Origin of the sequence: Marinobacter manganoxydans MnI7-9 (assembly GCF_000235625.1) — a bacterium.
Lineage (GTDB): Bacteria > Pseudomonadota > Gammaproteobacteria > Pseudomonadales > Oleiphilaceae > Marinobacter > Marinobacter manganoxydans.
In genome coordinates, this window is sequence record NZ_AGTR01000026.1 from 127,306 (window position 1) to 147,203 (window position 19,898).

At 57.4% G+C, this 19,898-nt stretch carries 13 protein-coding genes; 4 read left to right on the plus strand and 9 right to left on the minus strand.

What is annotated here, in order from left to right; all coding sequences use genetic code 11:
- Window positions 1-19: 19 nt before the first annotated feature.
- Window positions 20-1,360, plus strand: coding sequence for an aminodeoxychorismate synthase component I (gene pabB, locus KYE_RS06965; RefSeq protein WP_008171793.1), 1,341 nt, complete (start codon window positions 20-22; stop codon window positions 1,358-1,360).
- Window positions 1,361-1,425: 65 nt separating this feature from the next.
- Here the strand turns inward: pabB and thrH are convergent, their stop codons facing one another.
- Window positions 1,426-2,040, minus strand: coding sequence for a bifunctional phosphoserine phosphatase/homoserine phosphotransferase ThrH (gene thrH / locus KYE_RS06970; protein WP_008171796.1), 615 nt, complete (start codon window positions 2,038-2,040; stop codon window positions 1,426-1,428).
- Window positions 2,041-2,256: 216 nt separating this feature from the next.
- Between thrH and KYE_RS06975 the strand changes: the two genes are divergently transcribed.
- Entirely contained in the window at window positions 2,257-2,997 is a 741-nt protein-coding gene (locus KYE_RS06975) for a phosphoadenylyl-sulfate reductase (RefSeq protein ID WP_264622573.1), read from the plus strand.
- A 27-nt stretch (window positions 2,998-3,024) separates the two neighbouring features.
- On the opposite strand, the gene cysB is transcribed toward KYE_RS06975, so the two are convergent.
- Window positions 3,025-4,002 (minus strand): HTH-type transcriptional regulator CysB, encoded by a 978-nt coding sequence (cysB, locus tag KYE_RS06980; RefSeq protein WP_008171800.1) that lies wholly within the window; start codon window positions 4,000-4,002, stop codon window positions 3,025-3,027.
- 246 nt (window positions 4,003-4,248) lie between these two features.
- On the opposite strand from cysB, the gene KYE_RS22145 reads away from it, so the two are divergent.
- Window positions 4,249-6,969 carry a LuxR C-terminal-related transcriptional regulator gene (locus KYE_RS22145; protein WP_008171801.1) on the plus strand — a complete coding sequence of 907 codons (2,721 nt, stop codon included), beginning with the start codon at window positions 4,249-4,251 and terminating at the stop codon, window positions 6,967-6,969.
- A gap of 264 nt (window positions 6,970-7,233) precedes the next feature.
- Here KYE_RS22145 and dinG read toward each other — a convergent pair whose 3' ends face one another.
- Genes dinG through KYE_RS07010 form a run of 5 tightly spaced genes read right to left on the minus strand, consistent with a single transcriptional unit; the run spans window position 7,234 to window position 14,198 of the window.
- Window positions 7,234-9,438, minus strand: coding sequence for an ATP-dependent DNA helicase DinG (gene dinG / locus KYE_RS06990; protein WP_008171804.1), 2,205 nt, complete (start codon window positions 9,436-9,438; stop codon window positions 7,234-7,236).
- Window positions 9,438-10,172 carry a general secretion pathway protein GspB gene (locus KYE_RS06995; RefSeq protein ID WP_008171805.1) on the minus strand — a complete coding sequence of 245 codons (735 nt, stop codon included), beginning with the start codon at window positions 10,170-10,172 and terminating at the stop codon, window positions 9,438-9,440. The genes dinG and KYE_RS06995 overlap by 1 nt, the downstream gene beginning before the upstream one ends.
- 2 nt (window positions 10,173-10,174) lie before the next feature.
- Window positions 10,175-11,893, minus strand: coding sequence for an ExeA family protein (locus tag KYE_RS07000; RefSeq protein ID WP_008171807.1), 1,719 nt, complete (start codon window positions 11,891-11,893; stop codon window positions 10,175-10,177).
- A gap of 1 nt (window position 11,894) precedes the next feature.
- Window positions 11,895-13,382 (minus strand): DUF3336 domain-containing protein, encoded by a 1,488-nt coding sequence (locus KYE_RS07005; protein WP_008171809.1) that lies wholly within the window; start codon window positions 13,380-13,382, stop codon window positions 11,895-11,897.
- 27 nt (window positions 13,383-13,409) lie between these two features.
- Window positions 13,410-14,198, minus strand: coding sequence for a VacJ family lipoprotein (locus tag KYE_RS07010; protein ID WP_008171811.1), 789 nt, complete (start codon window positions 14,196-14,198; stop codon window positions 13,410-13,412).
- A gap of 91 nt (window positions 14,199-14,289) precedes the next feature.
- On the opposite strand from KYE_RS07010, the gene KYE_RS07015 reads away from it, so the two are divergent.
- Entirely contained in the window at window positions 14,290-14,697 is a 408-nt protein-coding gene (locus KYE_RS07015) for an acyl-CoA thioesterase (RefSeq protein WP_008171813.1), read from the plus strand.
- Window positions 14,698-14,709: 12 nt separating this feature from the next.
- Here KYE_RS07015 and KYE_RS07020 read toward each other — a convergent pair whose 3' ends face one another.
- Window positions 14,710-15,831: a beta-ketoacyl-ACP synthase III gene (locus tag KYE_RS07020; RefSeq protein ID WP_008171815.1), complete on the minus strand. Its 1,122-nt coding sequence runs from the start codon at window positions 15,829-15,831 to the stop codon at window positions 14,710-14,712.
- A 149-nt stretch (window positions 15,832-15,980) separates the two neighbouring features.
- Entirely contained in the window at window positions 15,981-19,844 is a 3,864-nt protein-coding gene (hrpA, locus tag KYE_RS07025; RefSeq protein ID WP_008171817.1) for an ATP-dependent RNA helicase HrpA, read from the minus strand.
- Window positions 19,845-19,898: the final 54 nt, after the last annotated feature.

Sequence of the window (19,898 nt, forward strand, 5' to 3'; positions counted from 1 at the left end):
AACCTTGAACCCGGCAACCATGCGTGAACTCAATCAGGAGGGCTACCATCGCCTGCTAAGCTATGCCTGCCGGGAAGCGGATTTCGCCTATATTGGGAGTGTCGGTCACGGCCCCGCCCGAGGAGTCTTCAGCGGTTTTTCTGCCAGAGCTCGCGCCACCGAAGTGCTCCAATACCCTGTGCCTCCGGATTTCTGCTCCGATCAGCTTGCCCAGAGCATGGAAAGCCTCGTCCGTCAGTTCCAGATCGAACAGGAACCCAACCCGGAATGTCTGTCCGGCGGGTGGATTGGATTCCTCGGTTATGAGCTCGGGTATGTCAGGGAAAGCCGTCTCAGGCAGCTCTGTCCATCTGTGGATGCTCCCCTTATGTCTGCAGGATTTTATCTTTGGACGGCAAGTCACAATCGCAAGACAGATCAATATTGGCTCTGGATTCATCCGAAGTGCCCTGGTGAGACACGGGATCTGCTGGAGCAGTGGCTGGGCTCGGACGAACCCGCAGCCACCACCGGATGGTCTATGTTTTCCCGATTTCAGCCCAGGCAAACACCGAGTGCCTTCAGGGCCAGCGTAGAAAGGGTTCGCCAATACATTGAGGCCGGAGATTGTTATCAGGCGAATCTCTCCCAGGAATTTTCCGGCCATTTCACGGGGGATCCCTGGCAAGCATTCCAGGCGCTTTCGGATGCTAACCCTACGCCCTACAGCGGCTTCATCCGCGCCGGCGAGGCATCCATTCTGTCAGTTTCCCCCGAGCGTTTTCTTGAAATTCACGATCGCACCGTCACCACCAGCCCCATCAAGGGTACGCGGCCGAGGGGCGGCACTCCGGAGAGCGATTCAGCCTACGCCACAGAACTGGAGGGCTCTGAAAAGGATCTTGCCGAAAACCTGATGATCGTCGACTTACTTCGCAACGATCTGAGCCTGAACGCAAAGCCGGGCAGTGTGAAAGTCGACAAATTGTTTGCACTGGAGTCCTACCGGAATGTTCATCATCTGGTCAGCCACATCCGCGCCGAGCTTGCCGAGGCTGTAACACCCATGAAGGCCCTTTTTGACGCCTTCCCGGGTGGATCAATCACTGGCGCACCGAAGATACGAGCCATGGAAATCATCCGGGAGCTTGAGCCCCACTGGCGTGGTCCCTACTGCGGCTCGATTTTCTATCGCGGACTGGATGGCACTCTGGACAGCAATATTGCGATTCGAACCATGCTGTGTGATGGCGAGGGCACCATTCGGTGCTGGGGTGGTGGCGGTATTGTTGCGGACTCAGATCCCGAGGCTGAATATCAGGAGACGCTCGCAAAAGTCGGCTCTTTAATGCGGTTTCTGGAAGAGTTGGTGATCGACTGAAGTGAGTTCGGGTGAACATGGGGGCAGAAGAGAGCGTTCTTCTGACCCCAATTTCAGTCCTCCAATCAGGGGTTATGGATCTCGCTGGCCTTGAGAAACTCCTGCCTCAGATCCTCGAAGTTATGCACTGCAGGGAACTGCGGGAACTCGTCGATTACGTTTTGCGGCGCATGGAACAGGATACCGGCTTCGGCCTGGCCCAGCATGGTAGTGTCATTGTAGGAATCACCGGCAGCAATCACGCGGTAATTCAGCAACTGGAATGCCCTCACGGACTGTCGCTTAGGGTCGCGCTGGCGCAGCAGGTAGTTGGTGATCTGGCCGTCGTCTGCAACTTCCAGCTTGTGACAAAGCAGTGCCGGATAACCCAGCTTCTTCATCAGGGGCATCGCGAATTCGTAGAAGGTGTCGGACAGAATCACAACCTGAAAACGCTCGCGCAGCCAATCCAGAAACTCCCGGGCGCCGGGCAGCGGGTCCAGCTCGCCAATCACTTCCTGGATTTGCGGAAGGCCATAGCCGTGCTGGTCCAGCAGCTTGAGGCGCTGCTTCATCAACACGTCATAATCCGGAATATCGCGGGTGGTCGCCTTGAGCTCTTCAATGCCGGTCTTTTCGGCGAACGCGATCCAGATCTCCGGGATCAATACTCCTTCAAGGTCAAGGCATGCCAGTTCCACAACGATCTCCTGCTTCAATTGGTTAAGGGCAACGTCGGTTTGTCCGTCTGTGCCGCTATTCGGAGCGTATGATAAGAAAAACCGGGCGGGATTGCATCGTAGAAGTGTAACCCCTGACTTTTAAGCGCGGAATAACCATATAGATCGTCATTCCTTCAGGATATGAGGCATTTAATGGTAGCCTTTTCGCACGTTTAGATCCTTTTGCACATCAAGATAAGGCAATCCCGGGCCATGACCGATATTCAAACCTTGCGGGAGGAGCTCGAAGGCCAGAGCCCCCGTTCGATTCTCAAGGCCGCCCTGAAACAGTACGACAACATCGCGATCTCCTTCAGCGGTGCGGAAGATGTGGTACTGATTGAGATGGCGCACAAGCTCACCGACAACCTGCGGGTATTCACCCTGGATACCGGGCGTCTGCATCCGGAAACCTATGAGTTTGTCGAGCGCGTGCGGAAGCATTACGGCATCGAGATCGAAGTTCTGTTTCCGGATGCTCACGAAGTTCAGGATCTGGTGAACAAAAAGGGCCTGTTCAGCTTCTATGAAGATGGGCACGGTGAGTGTTGCGGCATTCGCAAGGTCAACCCCCTTCGCCGCAAGCTGGCGACCGTGGACGCCTGGATCACTGGACAGCGGAAAGACCAGAGCCCCGGAACTCGCAATGACGTCCCGGTTATCCAGGAAGATACCGCCTTCTCGACCAATGAAAAGACACTGGTAAAGTTCAACCCACTTGCAAACTGGACATCAAAAGAGGTGTGGGATTACATCCGTATGTCCGAGGCGCCTTACAACAAACTGCATGAGAAAGGCTTTGTCAGCATCGGCTGCCAGCCCTGCACCCGTCCTGTCCTGCCTGGTCAACATGAACGTGAAGGCCGCTGGTGGTGGGAAGAAGCCACCCAGAAAGAATGCGGCCTCCATGCCGGCAACCTGATCGCCCGGGAATAACCCGGGCGCCTCTTGCCCATTCACCTTTTAGTGAGTGGGCAGCTCGACATCCTTGAACAGTTCTTCGATTTCAGACCGGCTGCCCTGATGGGAAACCGCCTCGTCCACCTTTTCTTTGGTGAGATGGGGCGCGAAACGGTGAATGAAGTCATACATATAGCCCCGTAGGAAAGTCCCCTTTCGGAACCCGAGTCGTGTGACGCTGGGACGGAAAAGCTTGCGGGCGTCGAGCGCAACCAGGTCGGTGTCCGTTTTTGGATCGAATGCCATGCTCGCGACAATTCCAACACCGAGCCCCAACCTGACGTAGGTCTTGATCACGTCTGCATCTGCTGCCGTAAATACCACTTTCGGTGTCAGTCCCTGGGACTGGAACGCCTCATCCAGTTTCGAGCGCCCCGTAAAGCCGAACACGTAAGTCACGAGCGGGTATTCTGCCAGCTCCGGAAGTGTCAGTTCCGGCAGTTTCGCCAGTGGATGATCCTTCGGCACGATGACGCTCCGGTTCCATTTGTAGCATGGCATCATGATCAGGTCGTTAAACAGCTCCATGCCCTCGGTCGCAATGGCAAAATCGACCGCCCCGCTGGCTGCCATTTCGGAGATCTGCATTGGCGTCCCCTGATGCATATGCAGGGAGACGTCCGGGTACTCCTCTATAAAACCACTGATAATCGGGGGCAGTGCATAACGGGCCTGGGTATGCGTGGTGGCGATGCTGAGATCACCCTTTCGCTGGTTACTGAATTCCTGGGCAATCTTCTTGATGCCCTCAACCCGCCGCAGGATTTCGCCGGCCTCGCGAATAATGATCTCGCCGCCCGGTGTGATTCTGGTGAGATGCTTGCCGCTGCGGGCAAATACTTCAAGCCCCAGCTCGTCCTCCAGCAGGCGGATCTGTTTGGAGATACCCGGCTGGGACGTGAACAGACTCTGGGCGGTTGCTGAGACATTCAGGTCGTGATGCGCAACTTCCCAGATATAGCGCAACTGTTGTAGTTTCATTGAATCTGCTGCTCCCTGGAGATCGAAGGACCTTGTTGAAGAATACGCATAAAAATACAGATTTTCATTCTTTTTTAATATAGGCAACTGCTTTTACACAGTTTAGACCAAAATCGCATTTGCGCAGCCCCTGATAAAACCCTGAGGCTATGAAAAGCCCCTCCAACCCTTGACTTGGCCAATACAAAGGACACAATCCGTAATGCCTTGTCTGGGCACATCAACACTCCAGTTCTCAGGGAACCCATGCTGCTCACCACAAAGTTTCTTCGGCCAACGTCAGACTCGCGCGCGGTTAAACGTGAGCGGCTGAGTGCCTTGCTTGAGTCCCGGGCTCCGAAAAGACTTAATCTGGTGATTGCGCCGGCCGGGTTTGGCAAGACCACTCTGGTTTCGCAATGGTGTTCTAGAGTTTCCTCCCCTAGCGCCTGGCTCTCTCTGGATGAACACGACGATGAGCCCCGGCGATTCTGGCAGTACCTGATAGGAGCTTTTGAGCAAGCCGGGCTGACCGGCGCGTCCGATTTGCGCAAACAACTGGCTCACCACTCAGATGACACGTTTACCGAGGCCATTACCGGCCTGATCAACACACTGGCTCATGATGACAGCCCGTGGTCGCTGGTGCTGGACGATTTCCACTTCATTGGCAACCCTGCCATTCACAGGCAGTTCGCCTATTTCATTGATTATCTTCCGCCGGGTGTTCTGATAACCCTGGCGTCCAGAACCGAACCGCCACTGCCCCTGGCCCGCTGGCGCGTCCGTCGGTGGATCCAGGACATCCACCCTGGCCTGTTGGCCTTTTCTGAAGACGAATGCCGTCAGTTCTTTCACGACACCATGGGCCTTGATATCGCCGACGAGGATGTCCACGCGATTTACCGCAAAACCGAAGGCTGGGTCGCTGCCATGCAGCTTTCCGCATTGTCCGGAAAGGACGCCAGCACGAGTGGAAACCAGATAAATCTGGATGAGCGCCACATCAGCGATTATGTGCTGAGCGAAGTACTTGAGCAGCAACCCCGGGAGCTGTCGGACTTTCTGCTTGAAACGGCCTGTTGCCCCCGGCTCTGTGCGTCCCTCTGTGATTCGATCCGTGGGTCCGATAACAGCCAGGAGCTGCTTGAAAAACTTCTCAGCCAGAATCTTTTCCTGATCCCGCTGGATACCCGGAACGAGTGGTTCCGCTATCACGACCTGTTTCGGGATGCGCTGCAACTCAGGGTAAGTCACCAAGATCCTGACTCGGCCGCGCGACTCTGGCACCGGACGGTGGACTGGTTATTGGCCCATGGCCACGTGCAGGAAGCCATTGCCCAGATCGTCCGACAGGAGGACTGGTCCCGGCTTGCCCGGGTGCTCGCCGAGCACGGCAACAACCTGATCCATGGCGGATATCACCTCCCCGTGCTGGACTGGATTGATGCCCTGCCACAGGACCTTGTCATCGACAATCCGCAACTCCAGATGCTCCGGATCTGGGGGCTGTTCTTTGCCAACCGAATGGATAGTCTGGAGCCGCTGCTGTCCGGCCTGGAGGATCTTCTGGACCGGCAGGTGGCGGACTCCCATCCGGATGCCGAAGGGGCCCTCGGGCTGCAAAGTGAGATCTCGCTGATGCGCTCCTATCTGGCTCGCACCCGGAGTGACGACAAGAGCGCCGCAGATCTCACAAGACAGGTGCTCAGGGAGATTGATCACACTCGCATACCGCTAAAGTCGGTGACCTATTACGGCCTGGGCCTGGATTACTACGGCAAGGGTGAACTCACCGAAGCCGAAGACGCGCTCCAATCGGCAGTCCGCTACGGACAGGTCGAACATAAACCCAGTACGGTTCTTTCCAGTGGCGGCCTGCTGGCGTGGATTCAGTACAATCGCGGCGATATCGATCTGGCTTTGGAAACCTGCACCGAGATAAGGCAATGGGTGGACAAACACTATGCGGACCCAACCCAGCCAAGACTCATCTCATGCTGGCAGAACAGTACACTCTGCGAGATTCATCGCGAACGAAATCACCCCCAGCTAGCAGCCACGCACCTGAAACCGTTGCTCGAACATGTTGAGCGGGGCACCGAACCGGGCCAGCACGTGATCATTCAGTACGTGCGTGGTCACCTGGCTTTCAGCGAGGGCAGGCTCCAGGACGCGATTGACGCGCTCGAAGACGCATCCCAGACCGCCCGCAAGCGGCGAGAGCAAATCGTGTTCGAGCCACCCGCAAGCACAGCCCTTCTGGCCCGGTGCTACCTTGCCGCCGGTCACCCGGAAAAAGCCCGGGCCTGCCTGGATTCCCGAGCCGATACCGAGTTCACCAATCCGCTTCATCTTGAACAAAGCCGTATTAGCGAGGCGCGAGTGCTGGTTGCACTGGATCAGCCCGAGCGGGCCCAGGAAATACTCAGCGCTCTTTTGCAACCGGCTGAACGCAACGCCCACAACAGACACCTGGTGGAAATTCTGTTGGTCTATGGCGAGGCCCTGGCGAAGCAGGAACGGACCGGTGAATCGGAGCAAATGCTGACCCGCGCGATAGAACTGGCCAGCGAAGCCGGATTCTTGAGGCTCTTTGCAGAGGAAAGCCCGGATCTGCGTGCCCTGCTCCTCGGTTTGCCAGCACTGGATGAACCGGGAAGCTGGAACGCCAGCGTCAGGAAAATGCTTCTCGATCAACGCCAGTCCGGCGAGGGCCATTCTGAAGCAAAACCTAGTGCCATTTCTGGTGAGCGCGGTCGTACGACACTCAACGCCGAAACACTGCCTGAACCTCTCAGCCAGCGAGAACTTGAAGTGCTTGCGCTCATTCATGCGGGCCACGCCAACAAGGAAATTGCCGCAAAAATGGACGTTGCCCCGGCTACGGTGAAGGCCCACATTCGCAACCTTTATGGAAAGCTCGGCGTGGGCCGCAGAACCGAGGCTCTGGCCAGGGCCCGGGAACTGGGGTTGCTGCAAGGCTGATTTCGAGCCCAAAAACGTGATGCACCTCACACTTTGCACCAACAACTTTAACCCGCTACGCCCTTTGGACGATCCGGCTACGCCCTCTAATCCCCTATTATATTTTCAACGGTGAGGGAAACCTCACCAGGAATTCTGAAACTTCAGGCCTTCATATTTCTTGTTCCGCGTTGTTTCGACGCCCGGGTTCGAAAGAACCCCTTGATGAGAGCCAACCCCCAAAGGGGCTGGCTCTTTTTTATGGCTGAACGGTTCTGGTGGGATTCAGTGTTCGATGATCCGGCGGAAGGGTGGCAACGCATCCAGCAACAGCTGACCATACCGGCGGGCAATAATGCGGCGATCCAGAATCGTCACTCTTCCAGTATCCTGCTCGGTCCGCAGCAGCCGACCAACCGCCTGGACGAGTTTGATGGACGCGTCCGGAACGGTGATTTCCATAAACGGATTGCCGCCCCGCTGCGTCACCCACTCGGCCAGGCTCGCCTCAATGGGATCATCCGGCACCGAAAATGGCAAACGGGTAATCACGACGTGGTGCAAGTACTTGCCTGGAAGGTCGATACCCTCTGCAAAACTGGCAACGCCGAACAGGACACTCGGCCGGCCTTCATCCACCCTGCTGCAATGCTGCCTCAGCACTTCGCCCTTGGCCATATCGTCCTGCGTAATAATCAGGTCCGGGTAATCCGGGGCCAACGCGTCTCGCACTTGCTGCATTTGACGACGGGACGTAAACAGTACCAGTGTCGCCTTCTCGCCTGCCCAGAGGTCCGGTAGTCGTTTTACAAGCTCATCGGCGAAGCCGTCATCCGTCGGCATGGCGGACATCGCAGGCACCTCTACCGTTGCCATTTCGCCGTAATGGAAAGAGCTGGGAACCACGAGGAAGCGGCTGCCCTGGGGCAATCCAGCCCGCGCGTTCAGGCGATCGAATCGACCAAGTGCGGTCAGGGTGGCACTGGTGAGCACGGCGCCGTATGCGCGAGACCAAAGCCTCGAGTACAACAGGTTGTCTGCCAGTACCGGTGAACTGTAAAGAGTGATGTCCTCGGCGTGGTCCCAGCGCTGGCGTACTGCCCATCGGGCTGGGGGCGGGCTTTTCTGCGTTTTCGGCCTGGCTTCAGGCTCATCACCTGTCTCGCTGTTGGTATCAGCTTCCACGGGGGGACTGGCATTGCCCGGGTCGCACCAGGCTGTCCAGAGCCGCAACTGGTCCTCTGCCCGGGCGTGAAAGGAGCCTATCACCGGATACCAGGCTTCGGCGGTTTCCCGGTCGATTTCATGCTCCTTGCGCTCGTCAAAGGCGCCCTGCAACTCGTCCGCCAGAACGCCCAGTTGCCGGACCATGTTAGCGGTAGCAATCCGGCTTTCGGCTGCAAGCTCGGCCATCGCCTCCGGCAATTCACCTTCCGGATAACGCCACTGCGCCGTCCGTCGCTCCTCATTGAACTCCCAGCCGGTATTCTGCTCGGCTTCTTCGTAAACCCGGTTGAGGACCAGGTCTACCTCTCTCGACGCAGAACTGATGCGATCCAGGGACTTGGCGGCCTGGGTGCCGGCTGCCAGATAAGGCTGCATTTTCACAAGCGCCTGGGAAAGCTGCTTCAGCCATTGCCGGGTAGCATTGAGTGGCAGCGACGCGGCAAAGTGATTCAGGGCCTTGTCCGGAAGGTGATGAGCCTCGTCGAAAATATAGAGGGCGTTCTCCGGCTCCGGCAGAATGGCACCGCCGCCCAGGGCAAGGTCGGCCAGAACCAGATCATGGTTAGCCACCACGATATCGGCATCATCAAGGTCTTTACGGGCATCAAAAAACGCGCAACTGTCGAAATAGCTGCAGTGGCGGTTTGTGCACTGCCGGTGGTCGGTTGTTACCTGTCGCCAGACGTCGTCCGGTATCTGTTCCGGCCAGTGGTCGCGGTCACCGTCCCACTCGCGGGAGCCATAACTGGCGAGCATTTCCTCGAAAAAGGCCCGGGTGCCCGGTTCTTCATTTTTCGGCCCATCCAAAAGGAACAGGGGCATGGTGTCGCTGTCGGTATTGCCTTCATCGTGCAGGCGGGCTTCCAACCGGGACATGCAGAGGTAGCGCCCCCGCCCTTTGGCCAGAGTCCAGTTGAAATCCATCTTGCTGTGCTTTTTCAGGTCCGGGAGATCTTTGAGCACAATCTGGTCCTGAAGGGCCACGGTTGCGGTGGAGATAACCAGGGTTTTGCCGAGGGCTTTGGCCACGGGGATGGCAGCGATCAGATAGGCCAGGGTTTTGCCTGTCCCGGTCCCGGCTTCGACCACACAGGCAGAGGCCGGGGACGTTCGTTGGCCATCGTTCTCGGTGATATCGCCCATGTATCTGGCGATTTCCGCAATCATCAGGCGCTGCCCATAGCGCGCCCGAATATCCTTCCCTGCCAGCACATCCCGATATCCCTGCTGGATCGATTGCTTGATTTCGTCGGTCAGCGCCATCAGCGAGGGCTCACCCAGTCCCTGACAACGCCAACCCGGAAGCGGCGACCGTCACGACTCAGCACCACACCCTCTTCGGTGATGTCGTCCACCCGCAGGCCCTCAAAGGTATCGCCCACTCTCAGGTAGGTGTTGTTGATCATCACCCGACTCGATGCAGGAGAGGAAGAGTATATATGACTGTTAAAGGTCAAATCGGGAACGCTCTTCTGGAATGAAAGCGGCAACTCTACCAGATGAGGCACACGGCCCGCCTGCTCCTGTTCCGCCTGTGGCACTGCCGTTTCGGATATTGCGGATGAGGGCACAATAACCGTGGCCCGCTCCCGGTTCTCAGTCGCGGCAGGTTCCGCTGCTACGGGCGCAGGCGTTGAATCGGCGTTGTCGGGCTCAGGGATTTCGCCTGTCTCCGCGACCGGGTCTTCCGGTGTTGCGCCTGGTTCGCTCGCCGGTGTCACCGGTAACGGTGCCGGCTCAGACGTGTTCTCCGTTGTATCGGCAACCGTTGGCAACTCAGTTTGACCCGCCGGAGCCCACGGCAAGGGCGTGCCGGGCCAGAATAGAAAGGCCAGAACGCCCGCGTTGAGGATCAGCGCGAGGGCTACCCACACGGCCGGTGACACCCGTTTTTTCTTCGGCCGGTGAATCAACTGCACCTGTTGGCCGAGGTCCGGAACGCGACCCTGGCGGCGCTCGGTTTCGGATTTTCGCAAGGCGTCCAGAATATAAGACATGATTATTCTCGACCCTCCGACTGAAGGGGGTTGAGGCGAGGGATTGAAGCCTCCAGATCGTTGTTAATCTGGATGATGGTCATGGCACCGGCAATTCCGTCCACGGTGAGCCCCCGCAATGCCTGGTACCAGCGAATCTGTTCTTCGGCTTCCATGCGCTTCACCCGATCACTCTCTGACCGGGAGCCGCTGTGCCGGTCCGCAAGATCCATCATTCGCGCACCAATCCAGAGTTGTTCGCCACCACCATTGCTGTAGAAGCCATCGCCCGTCATGTATTCCGGAAGGCGCCATAAAACCCGGTATTCACCGAACCAGTGGCGCTCTATGCTGGTAAAGGAAACGCTCTGAGTACCAGACGGCATGGCAACCTCTGCTGTATTGCCGTCCAGATGGCGGAGAACGACAAATCCGGTGTTACCTGCCTCATCCTGGAGCTGAAGCATTGCCGGGCGATCGAGAAACTCCAGGCTTCGGCGACTACCCTGTCGATTCAGGCACCCCAGTCCGTTCTCTCTCGCCCAATCACAGGCCACGGGTGCTTCTGCGGGTTGATAGTCCCGCCCCCAGATCCCGAACAACACCTGGAACGCCGAGACCGAATCCAAAAGTTGGTCCGGAATGGCCAGGTCATCTGGTCCAGGCGGCTTTTCAGGCCCGGTTTCCTTAGCGCTCTCCACCCGAGCGCTCTCCACCTGAGCCCCCTCCACCTGCTCCGGTTCCGGTGCCTCCATCCGCTCAACCTCACCCTTGAGCGGTTCTGCCGACGGCTGCCCGGTAAGAACCTCACCGTCAGGGGACCACCGCTCGAACAGCCAGGCGGTGCCGATGATAGCCACCAGAATCGAAGCGGCAACAATCAGGTACTGGGACCTGTCCGGCGACCGGGATGATCGTGAAGGTGCGGGACCAATCGAATGTCCGCGCACTTCCTTTGCCGCATGGCGGATATGATCAGCCGTGATTTCATGCTCGCCTTCCGCGTACGCTCCCAACAGGGCCCGGTCACTGATCAGGTTGATCAGGCGGGGAATACCCTGGCTTTCTCGGTAAAGACGGTTCATCGCCCGCTGCGAGAAAATATCGCCCCGCATTCCTGCCACGCTGAGGCGGTAGCGAAGGTAGGCCGGCAGCTCTTCCCGACCAATGGCATCCAGATGGTAGCGCGCGGTAACGCGCTGGTTCAGCTGGCGCAACTCCGGAAGTGCCAGCATTTCCTGCAGTTCGGGCTGCCCGAGCAGGACAATCTGAAGCAGCTTCTTCTCCGCCGTCTCCAGGTTGGTCAGAAGGCGGAGCTGCTCCAATACCTCGGCAGACAGATTCTGGGCCTCATCGATCATCAGAACCTTGTGTCGCCCGGCCGCATGGGCCTTCAGCAGGTCCTGGTTAATCAGGTCCACCAGTTCCTTGATGGTGGCACTTATCTCGTGGGGGATTTCCAGCTCATCACAAATGGAGGAGAGCAATTCCCGGGCAGAGAGCCTTGGATTCAGGATCAGCGCGATATCCACATTATCCGGAACATTCTCGATAAAGCAGCGGGAAACCGTTGTTTTCCCGGTTCCCACTTCACCGGTAATTACGATGAAGCCGCCCTGCCCCTGAACCCCATACATCAGGTGCGCCAGCGCCTCCTTGTGGCGATCGCTCAGATACAGGTAACGAGGGTCTGGCGCAATGGAAAACGGCGGTTCCCGAAAGCCGAAAAAGTCGTAATACATATCAGGACGTACCGGAATCCGCGTTGCTGATCAGTCTGAGCTCGGCGGTGCGCCGATTCTGGTGCTTGAGTCTCCGTACGCACCGCTCCAGGGTTTTCGAGATGCGGGCGTGGGAGCGGATCATGGAGATTTTTGGCCAGGTGGCCCGTTCGCCGGCCAGAATCATCTGCCGTATGAAGGCCGGATCGGGGTTTGCCAGCATCCTGCTGTAATCCTTGAACGAATATGAGGGCGCAATGGTAACGTCTCCCGAGTAGCGCTGGGCCATAATGGTGTACAACTGACCGGACATCTGCCGCATAAGTTCCGGCCGAAGCCTTTTCCGCAAGTAATCAAACACCCCCTGGCCATGGAACTGAATTTCAGATTTCAGCAGGTGCATCGGCAGATTGCCAAGGGACAGCTTTTCATCCCGGCCGCGCTGGCTCAGGAACGGCACCACATGGGGATTGGTCTGGCTCACGATGGTGTAGTTCACATCGTACAGATGCATCAACCGCTCAATAGGCAGGTCGCTCACAACCGAGCCATCCACAAACTTCAGGCGCGGCATATAGGGTAGCGTGTTGCCCTGAATGTCCTTTTTCATCAGGGTAACCGGCGGGAAAATACCGGGAACCGCGGCGCTGGCCAAAACCGCACTCCAGACCATCAGATAAGGCGAGGTGTATCCACACAGCAAGCGAGCCTTCTGGTGGGCCTGCACTGGTGAAACACTCACATTGATCGAACGGCCGGTACGCTGGTAAGCCTCTTCAAAAGTATATTCACCGATATTGCCACGCAGGCAATTGCGCAGCTCTTCCTGATCCATGAGTCCGTCCCCACGCACCGCACTGAGCAGCCCCCGCCATTTCCAGGCTTTCAGGTTATGGTTCTCGGGCACCAGCATTTCCGGGATTTCCGCGTCTGTGTGTACTCCAAGAATGCCCGCGATAACCGCGCCGATACTTGAACCAGCGATGACCTGGGGCAGAAGCCCCTTTTCCCAGAGAGCCTTGATGACGCCAAAGTGGAAAACGCCCAGGGTAGCGCCGCCACTGAGCAAAAGCGCCGGGCGGCCAAAGCTTGTAAGCGTGTCGCGGAAGAACTGAAGTTTGTCGGCAACGGGAAAACCGGGCACCGGTTCATCACAGAGGTAATCCAGCGATTCACAGACCTGGGTAATGTATTCCTCGATCAGATGTTTGGTGCCAACCCGGGATCGGGTATAAAGCGCCGGGTTGCCCATATTCCCCAGATCATGGTGGAGCCCCTCCCGAAGGGCCCGCTTGAGCCGCTCTACATCATTCTGCTGACGATACTGTTTGAGATTGCTCAGCCGGTCGTAGATGACTTCGTAGTGGTAGAGATCGGAGGCAAAATCCTCTTTCCACTCGGCATTGCCCTCCAGGAAGTCCAACTCCAGGGCCGCGGCCTTCCACACTTCGTAGTTTGGCGCCTCGGCCAACATTTTCCGGAATTTGGCTATTCTTGGATCCTTGAGCACCGCTGACCTCCTTTCAAACCAGAACGCTCAGAAATCCTCGAGCATCAGATCTTCATCGTCGCCACTGGCAAACGGATCGTTGACCACTTTCCCGTCGTTAATCAGGAATTCCCGACGTTGCAGAAAAGCGTTTCGAACAAACGTGTAGCTGTCGCCCGAGATAAAGCTTTCAGCGGGAATGAGATCTGCCCGACGGTCCACTATCTGCAGCGCACGGGCATAGTAAACTTCAGGGCTGTCAACTTCATCCCAGGCCGACGGTAGCGCAAAGCCGTCGGTCATGAACCCGGTAAAATGCCGGGGGGTTGAAGGCCCCAGAAAAGGCAGCATGAGGTAGGGTCCTGAACCCACGCCCCAGTAACCCAGTGTCTGACCAAAATCTTCCGGCCGCTCCGGGAGGTCAAAGGCGGTTGCCACGTCAATCAGACCACCCAGACCGAAGGTCGTGTTGTAGGTAAAGCGCCCTACCGCAACCACGGCCGACTCCCCTTTCAGCTGCAGTACGCTGTTGGTGAAGTTTCGGAGTTCGGTCAGGTTATTGAAGAAATTGGTAATGCCACGGTCAACAATCTGCGGGGTGAAGTCTCTGTAGGCCTGTGCCACCGGCTTCAGGAACCAGCGATCAATGGTCTCGTTGAAGGTGTACACCTTGCGGTTCCAGTTCTCCCAGGGGTCTTTCGGGTCAACCGGAACAGAGCCTTCTGGCGCAGGTTCCTGCATAGTCTGTGCGGTGGCCTGGCCCACTGGCAGGAATACAGCCAGGAATAACAACATGATGAGCGTAATCAGCCGGCGCCGGATAAAAATGTGTTTCATTATCTGCTCTTGGGTTGTTTAATTCGTTTCAATTCGTCGAAAATACCGGCGCTATTCTTTTTATTATTAAACCATTGTTCCGGAGAAACCGATGTCAGTACCGGGAAATCTTGTAAACACGATTACCATGCCGCTCCGCTGGGGCGACATGGATGCATACGGCCACGCCAATAATACAGTCTACTTCCGATTCTTTGAGGAAGCGCGCATTGTCTGGCTGGCCTCACTGGAGCTCGGCGGTCCCGAAGAGCCAACCGGCCCGGTCATTATAAAGACCAGTGCCACCTTTCTAAAGGAATTGAACCACCCGGCAACGGTTGAGGTGAAAACATACGCTGACAAAGCAGGTAACACCAGCCTCGACACCTATCATTTGCTGACAGATGTCGATACTGGCGCGGTTTATGCGGAAGGCTATGCGAAAATCGTGTGGTTCGACCGGGAAACGCGCGCCTCGGCCCCGCTGCCAGATACCCTTCGGGCTCTGGCAACGACTTGAACCGGAAGACTCCTACCGGCGGCGTACCACCACGCTGCCGATGGAATAACCTGCCCCGAACGAACAGATTACCCCGAGATCGCCACTGACAAAGTCATCCTTGTGCTTGTGAAAGGCGATGATCGAACCGGCGGAGCTGGTGTTGGCGTATTCATCCAGAATCACCGGTGCCTCTTCCTCAGTGGCATCGCGACCCAGCACCTTGCGGGCAATCAGCTGATTCATATTCAGGTTGGCCTGGTGCAGCCACATGCGACGGAGATCATCCGGCGAGAGGGACAGGCTTTGCAGCTGTTTCTGGATGGTCTCGGCAACCAGCGGCGACACCTCCTTGAACACCTTGCGACCCTGCTGAACGAAGAGCTTGTCGGGTTTACCAACACCGGAATCATCGGCGCGGTTCAGAAAACCGAAATTGTTCCGGATGTTGTTGGAAAACTTGGTTTTCAGGCTGGTACCAAGAATCTCGAACCCCTGCCCCTCACGGGTATCTTCTTCGCGCTCAACCAGAATGGCTGTGCAGGCGTCACCAAAAATAAAGTGACTGTCCCGGTCCCGGAAATTCAGGTGGCCCGAACAGATTTCCGGGCTGACCACCAGAACGGAACGGGCACTGCCATTCTCGACGGAATTGACGGCCGCCTGAAGGCCGAACGTAGCGGAGCTGCACGCCACGTTCATATCGTAGGCAAACCCGTCGATACCCAGCGCTTCCTGAACTTCGATAGAAACTGCCGGATAGGCCCGTTGCAGGTTGGAACAGGCAACGATCACGGCATCGACATCCTGTGCCGACTTACCCGCCTGCTCAAGGGCCTCACGGCAAGCAGTCACAGCCATTTCGCATTGCACCGAGGGCTCCTCGTTGCTGCGATCGGGAATATAGGGCTTCATGCGTTTGGGATCGAGAATGCCATCCTTGTCGATCACATGTCGGCGCTTGATGCCGGACGCTTTCTCGATAAACGAGGAGGACGATGGCTGCAGCGGCGTCACATCGCCATTGGCGATGGCGTCTGCGTTCTCCGCGTTGAACAGTTCAACGTACTGGTTGAAGGCTTCGACCAGTTCGTCATTATCAATGGTTGCTGGCGGTGTGTAGAGACCGGTCCCGCTAATAACGGCTTTAATCACGCTAACCCCACGTCATGATTGTGAAAACGGGATGACTGGCGTCCCGTCTGATTCGTTCATTGACCTACTGCCAGAAATACTAACACAGTATCGGGGTTTTGCCCGTCGGCTATCAGTCAGTAGCACCGGATTGGTGCAGTCTGCCTTTCTCAGACTCTGGTTTTTTCCCACTGCCGGTCCAGACGTTTCACCGACACGGTCATCACCGTGCCCAGTTGCTGGGCAAAGAACGACACCCGGAACTCCTCCAGCATCCAGCGGTACAACACCAATTCAGGATCCCGGGTCCCCTGCCGCTGTTGTTCGTCCCGCTTCACCGCGTAGCGGGACCAGAGCGGCTCAATGGTGTGAAGAAACTCCCGCTCCCGGCCCATTTCCCGGGACATTTTCTCCAGCCGAATCAGAGCCGCCTCGAAGTAACGCCCGAATTCCGCCAGCCACTCAGGCGGTGTTTCCATCAGAAATCCGGGATAGACAAGGTTCTGTAGCTGAAATTTCAGATCGGCCATGCTGTTGGCGAGGGCCAGATTGATTTTGCCTTTCAACTGCTTCGCCACTTTCTGGTAACCGGACATGGCCTGATACAACCGCTCGTCTGCCTGCTCCAGAGCCGGGATGAAGTCGCCCCGGTGAGCGTCAAACACACGGTCGAAGTCCTCTGCTGTCCTCGGAACACCCTCCGGGAGAAAGTGCTGCATGGCCGTTGCCAGCAACAGGTCATCCAGCAACACTTTCGACTGGCCTACAGGAGCAAACATCAGCGCAGACTGTTTAAACCGGGGAAGCTTCCGCTCCAGGTCATCGAGCGTCCTGCCGAACCGGTTCAGAATCAGGCGGGCGATAGCCTTCCGGGTGGTATCTTCAGCAGTCAGCCGATCAAGACAACGTATCTGGCGCACCTGCTTACCCAGATCCTCCAGCGCGGGATAGACGGTCACCTGCATGCCGCCCTTTTCGGTCTGGACCTGTTCGGGCAACGCTCCGAACCGCCAGTCGGTGTACTCGCCAACCGGTTCCGCCCGCGAATCATCTTTTGTCGCCGACTCCAGCGCCTGCTCCGCCTGACCCTCAAGTTGATGCTGCAAATCGGTCGTCTCGCGACTCTCGGCAATGGTTCGACCGCCGTCACCCATGACACGCAGGTTCATCCTGAGGTGCTTTGGCAATTCCGATTCCGACCAGGCCTCCGGATCAATCTGTACACCGGTCATCCGTCGCAACTGCTCGCCCAGTTGAAGCGTTAACGGTTCGTTGGAGGGCTGCAGGTTCTCGAGGGCCGCGTCTACAAAATCAGGCACAGGAACAAAGTTACGGCGCAACGCCTTGGGCAGGGACTTTACCAGGGCAATGCATTTCTCCCTCAGCAGACCCGGCACCAACCATTCCAGACGACGAGACGGAATCTGTTTGAGGGCCATCAGGGGAACCTGCAGCGTGACGCCATCTTTTTCACTGGTGGGCTCGAACTCGTAGCTCAGCGGGTAGCGAACGCCCTGCCACTCCAGAAAATCGGGATACAGGTCAGCGGCCTGGGCATCCACCGGTCGCTGAAGAATGTCGGCCTCGGTGAGCTCCAGTTCCTTCAGTTGCTCCGCCGAGAGCCCCTTCCACCAGGTCTCGAAATGCCGGCCACTGATGATGTCTGCAGGCAGGCGTTCATCGTAGAAGGCCACCAGCACTTCATCGTCAACGAGCAGATCACGCCGCCGGGTCTTCTTCTCAAGATTCTCAACCGTGTCGAGCATCTCCCGGTTACGGGCGATAAAGGGCGCCTTTGACCGGTAATCCCCCTCCACCAGCGCTCGCCGGATAAACAGATTCCGGCATTCCGCCGGATCCACCTTGGCGTAAGGAATGCGGCGCTTGGCGACAATATCCAGGCCGTAAAGGGTGACCTTTTCGTAACCCATCACCTGGGCCCGCTTCTGCTCCCAATGGGGCTCAAAATAATGATGTTTGACGATATGGCCGGCCAGGGGCTCAATCCATTCCGGTTGAATGGACGCCACCACCCGGGCAAATACCCGACTGGTCTCCACAATCTCGGTGGCAACGATCCATTTCGGACCGGCCTTGGCTACCTTGGAGCCGGGAAAGATCAGCACCTTCCGGTTCCTTGTCGCCAGGTATTCCTTCTTTTCTACCTTTACGGCGACCTGACCCAGAAGACCGGCCAGTATCGCCTTGTGCAGCGATTCGTAACTGGCGGCATCCTTGTTGACCGCCAGCTTCTGTTCACGACAGATCAACGTCAGCTGGCGATGGATATCCCGCCATTCCCGCATTCGCATCCAGCTCAGGAAGTTCTTCTGGCAAACCTTCTTGAGCTGATTCTGGGAAAGCTCCTGGCGTTGCTCTTCATAGAAATTCCACACGTTCAGCAGGGTGACGAAATCCGATTCCTTGTCATTGAACGGTGCGTGGGCCTGATCCGCCGCCTGCTGTTTGTCCTGGGGCCGCTCCCGGGGGTCCTGAATACTCAACCCGGCAATGATGACCAAGGTTTCCGCCAGACTGCCAAGCTCCGCCGCGGTGACCAGCATCCTGGCCAGGCGAGGATCGAGGGGCAGCCGAGACATGGTTCGACCAAGCCGGGTGACGCGGCGCTTGTCATCCACCGCACCCAATTCTTCAAGGAGCTTATAGCCATCGTTGACCTGACGCTTATCCGGCGCCTCCAGGAACGGGAACTGCCGAATTTCCCCAAGGCCCGACGTCGCCATTTGCAGAATGACCGACGCCAGGTTGGTGCGCAGTATTTCCGGATCGGTGTATTCCGGGCGGTTGATAAAATCCGTCTCGTCGTAAAGCCGGAAACAGATACCCGGGGCCACCCGGCCACAACGTCCTGCCCGCTGATTGGCGCTGGCCTGGGAAATCGGTTCCACCGGCAAGCGCTGGATCTTCGAGCGCACACTGTAGCGGCTGATCCGGGCAACCCCGGTATCGATCACGTAACGAATGCCCGGCACCGTCAACGAGGTTTCCGCCACGTTCGTCGAGAGCACGATCCGTCGACCCTTGTGGGACTGGAACACCCGGTTCTGCTCGGCATTGCTCAACCGGGAATACAACGGCAGCACTTCGGTGTGCCGCAGATCAACATGACGCAGTACCTTGCTGAGATTGCGGATCTCCCGCTCTCCTGGCAGGAACACCAGGACGTCACCGGGTGGCTGCTTCTGGCTGCGCTCATGTTGTTCGATTTCATCAAGGGCGCCCAGCACCCCATCGGTCCAACCCTGATCCCGGTCGTCCTCATCTCCAGTCAACGGGCGGTAACGCACGTCCACCGGATAGGTTCGACCGCTCACCTCAATCACCGGCGCCTTGTCGAAAAATTCGCTGAACCGTTCAACCTCAATGGTGGCCGACGTAATGATGATCTTCAGATCCGGTCGCTTGGGCAGGAGCTGACGCAGATACCCGAGCAGGAAGTCGATGTTGAGACTACGCTCGTGGGCTTCGTCGATGATGATCGTATCGTAGCGATCCAGAAAGCGGTCGTGCTGAACCTCCGCCAGCAGGATGCCGTCGGTCATCACCTTCACCCGTGACTGCTCGGAGGTGTTGTCGGTGAAACGAACCTGATAGCCGATCTGCTGGCCAGTCTGTTCACCGATTTCCTCGGCAATGCGAGCGGCAACACTGCGAGCGGCAATCCGACGGGGCTGGGTATGACCTATCAGGCCCCGGATACCCCGACCACTGTTCATGCAGATTTTGGGAATCTGGGTGGTTTTACCGGAACCGGTTTCCCCGGCAATGATCACCACCTGATGGTTTTCGATGGCCTCACGGATATCATCCACGCGCTCGGAAACCGGCAAGCCTTCGGGGAAACTGGCCGGTTTGTGCAGGGCATGGCGCTGCTGAACCTTTTCAAGCCCACGATCCAGCCACTTGGCCATTTTCTCCAGGTCTTTCTGGCCAGGTTTTCCCTTGGTTCGGGCAACCGTTTTAACGATTCGGGCCGCTTCCTGCTGATTACAGGCGTCCAGCTGCTCCATCATCGCTTTGACGGCCGCCTCGGCATCAGGTTTTGGAGTCGGTGTGCTCGAAGCCAC

What these genes read in the sequence shown, in the direction of transcription:
- pabB (WP_008171793.1), top strand. Translation starts at nt 20, where the DNA reads ATGCGTGAACTCAATCAGGAGGGCTACCATCGCCTGCTAAGCTATGCC.
- cysB (WP_008171800.1), bottom strand. Translation starts at nt 4,002, where the DNA reads ATGAAACTACAACAGTTGCGCTATATCTGGGAAGTTGCGCATCACGAC.
- KYE_RS22145 (WP_008171801.1), top strand. Translation starts at nt 4,249, where the DNA reads ATGCTGCTCACCACAAAGTTTCTTCGGCCAACGTCAGACTCGCGCGCG.
- dinG (WP_008171804.1), bottom strand. Translation starts at nt 9,438, where the DNA reads ATGGCGCTGACCGACGAAATCAAGCAATCGATCCAGCAGGGATATCGG.
- KYE_RS06995 (WP_008171805.1), bottom strand. Translation starts at nt 10,172, where the DNA reads ATGTCTTATATTCTGGACGCCTTGCGAAAATCCGAAACCGAGCGCCGC.
- KYE_RS07000 (WP_008171807.1), bottom strand. Translation starts at nt 11,893, where the DNA reads ATGTATTACGACTTTTTCGGCTTTCGGGAACCGCCGTTTTCCATTGCG.
- KYE_RS07010 (WP_008171811.1), bottom strand. Translation starts at nt 14,198, where the DNA reads ATGAAACACATTTTTATCCGGCGCCGGCTGATTACGCTCATCATGTTG.
- KYE_RS07015 (WP_008171813.1), top strand. Translation starts at nt 14,290, where the DNA reads ATGTCAGTACCGGGAAATCTTGTAAACACGATTACCATGCCGCTCCGC.
- hrpA (WP_008171817.1), bottom strand. Translation starts at nt 19,844, where the DNA reads ATGATGGAGCAGCTGGACGCCTGTAATCAGCAGGAAGCGGCCCGAATC.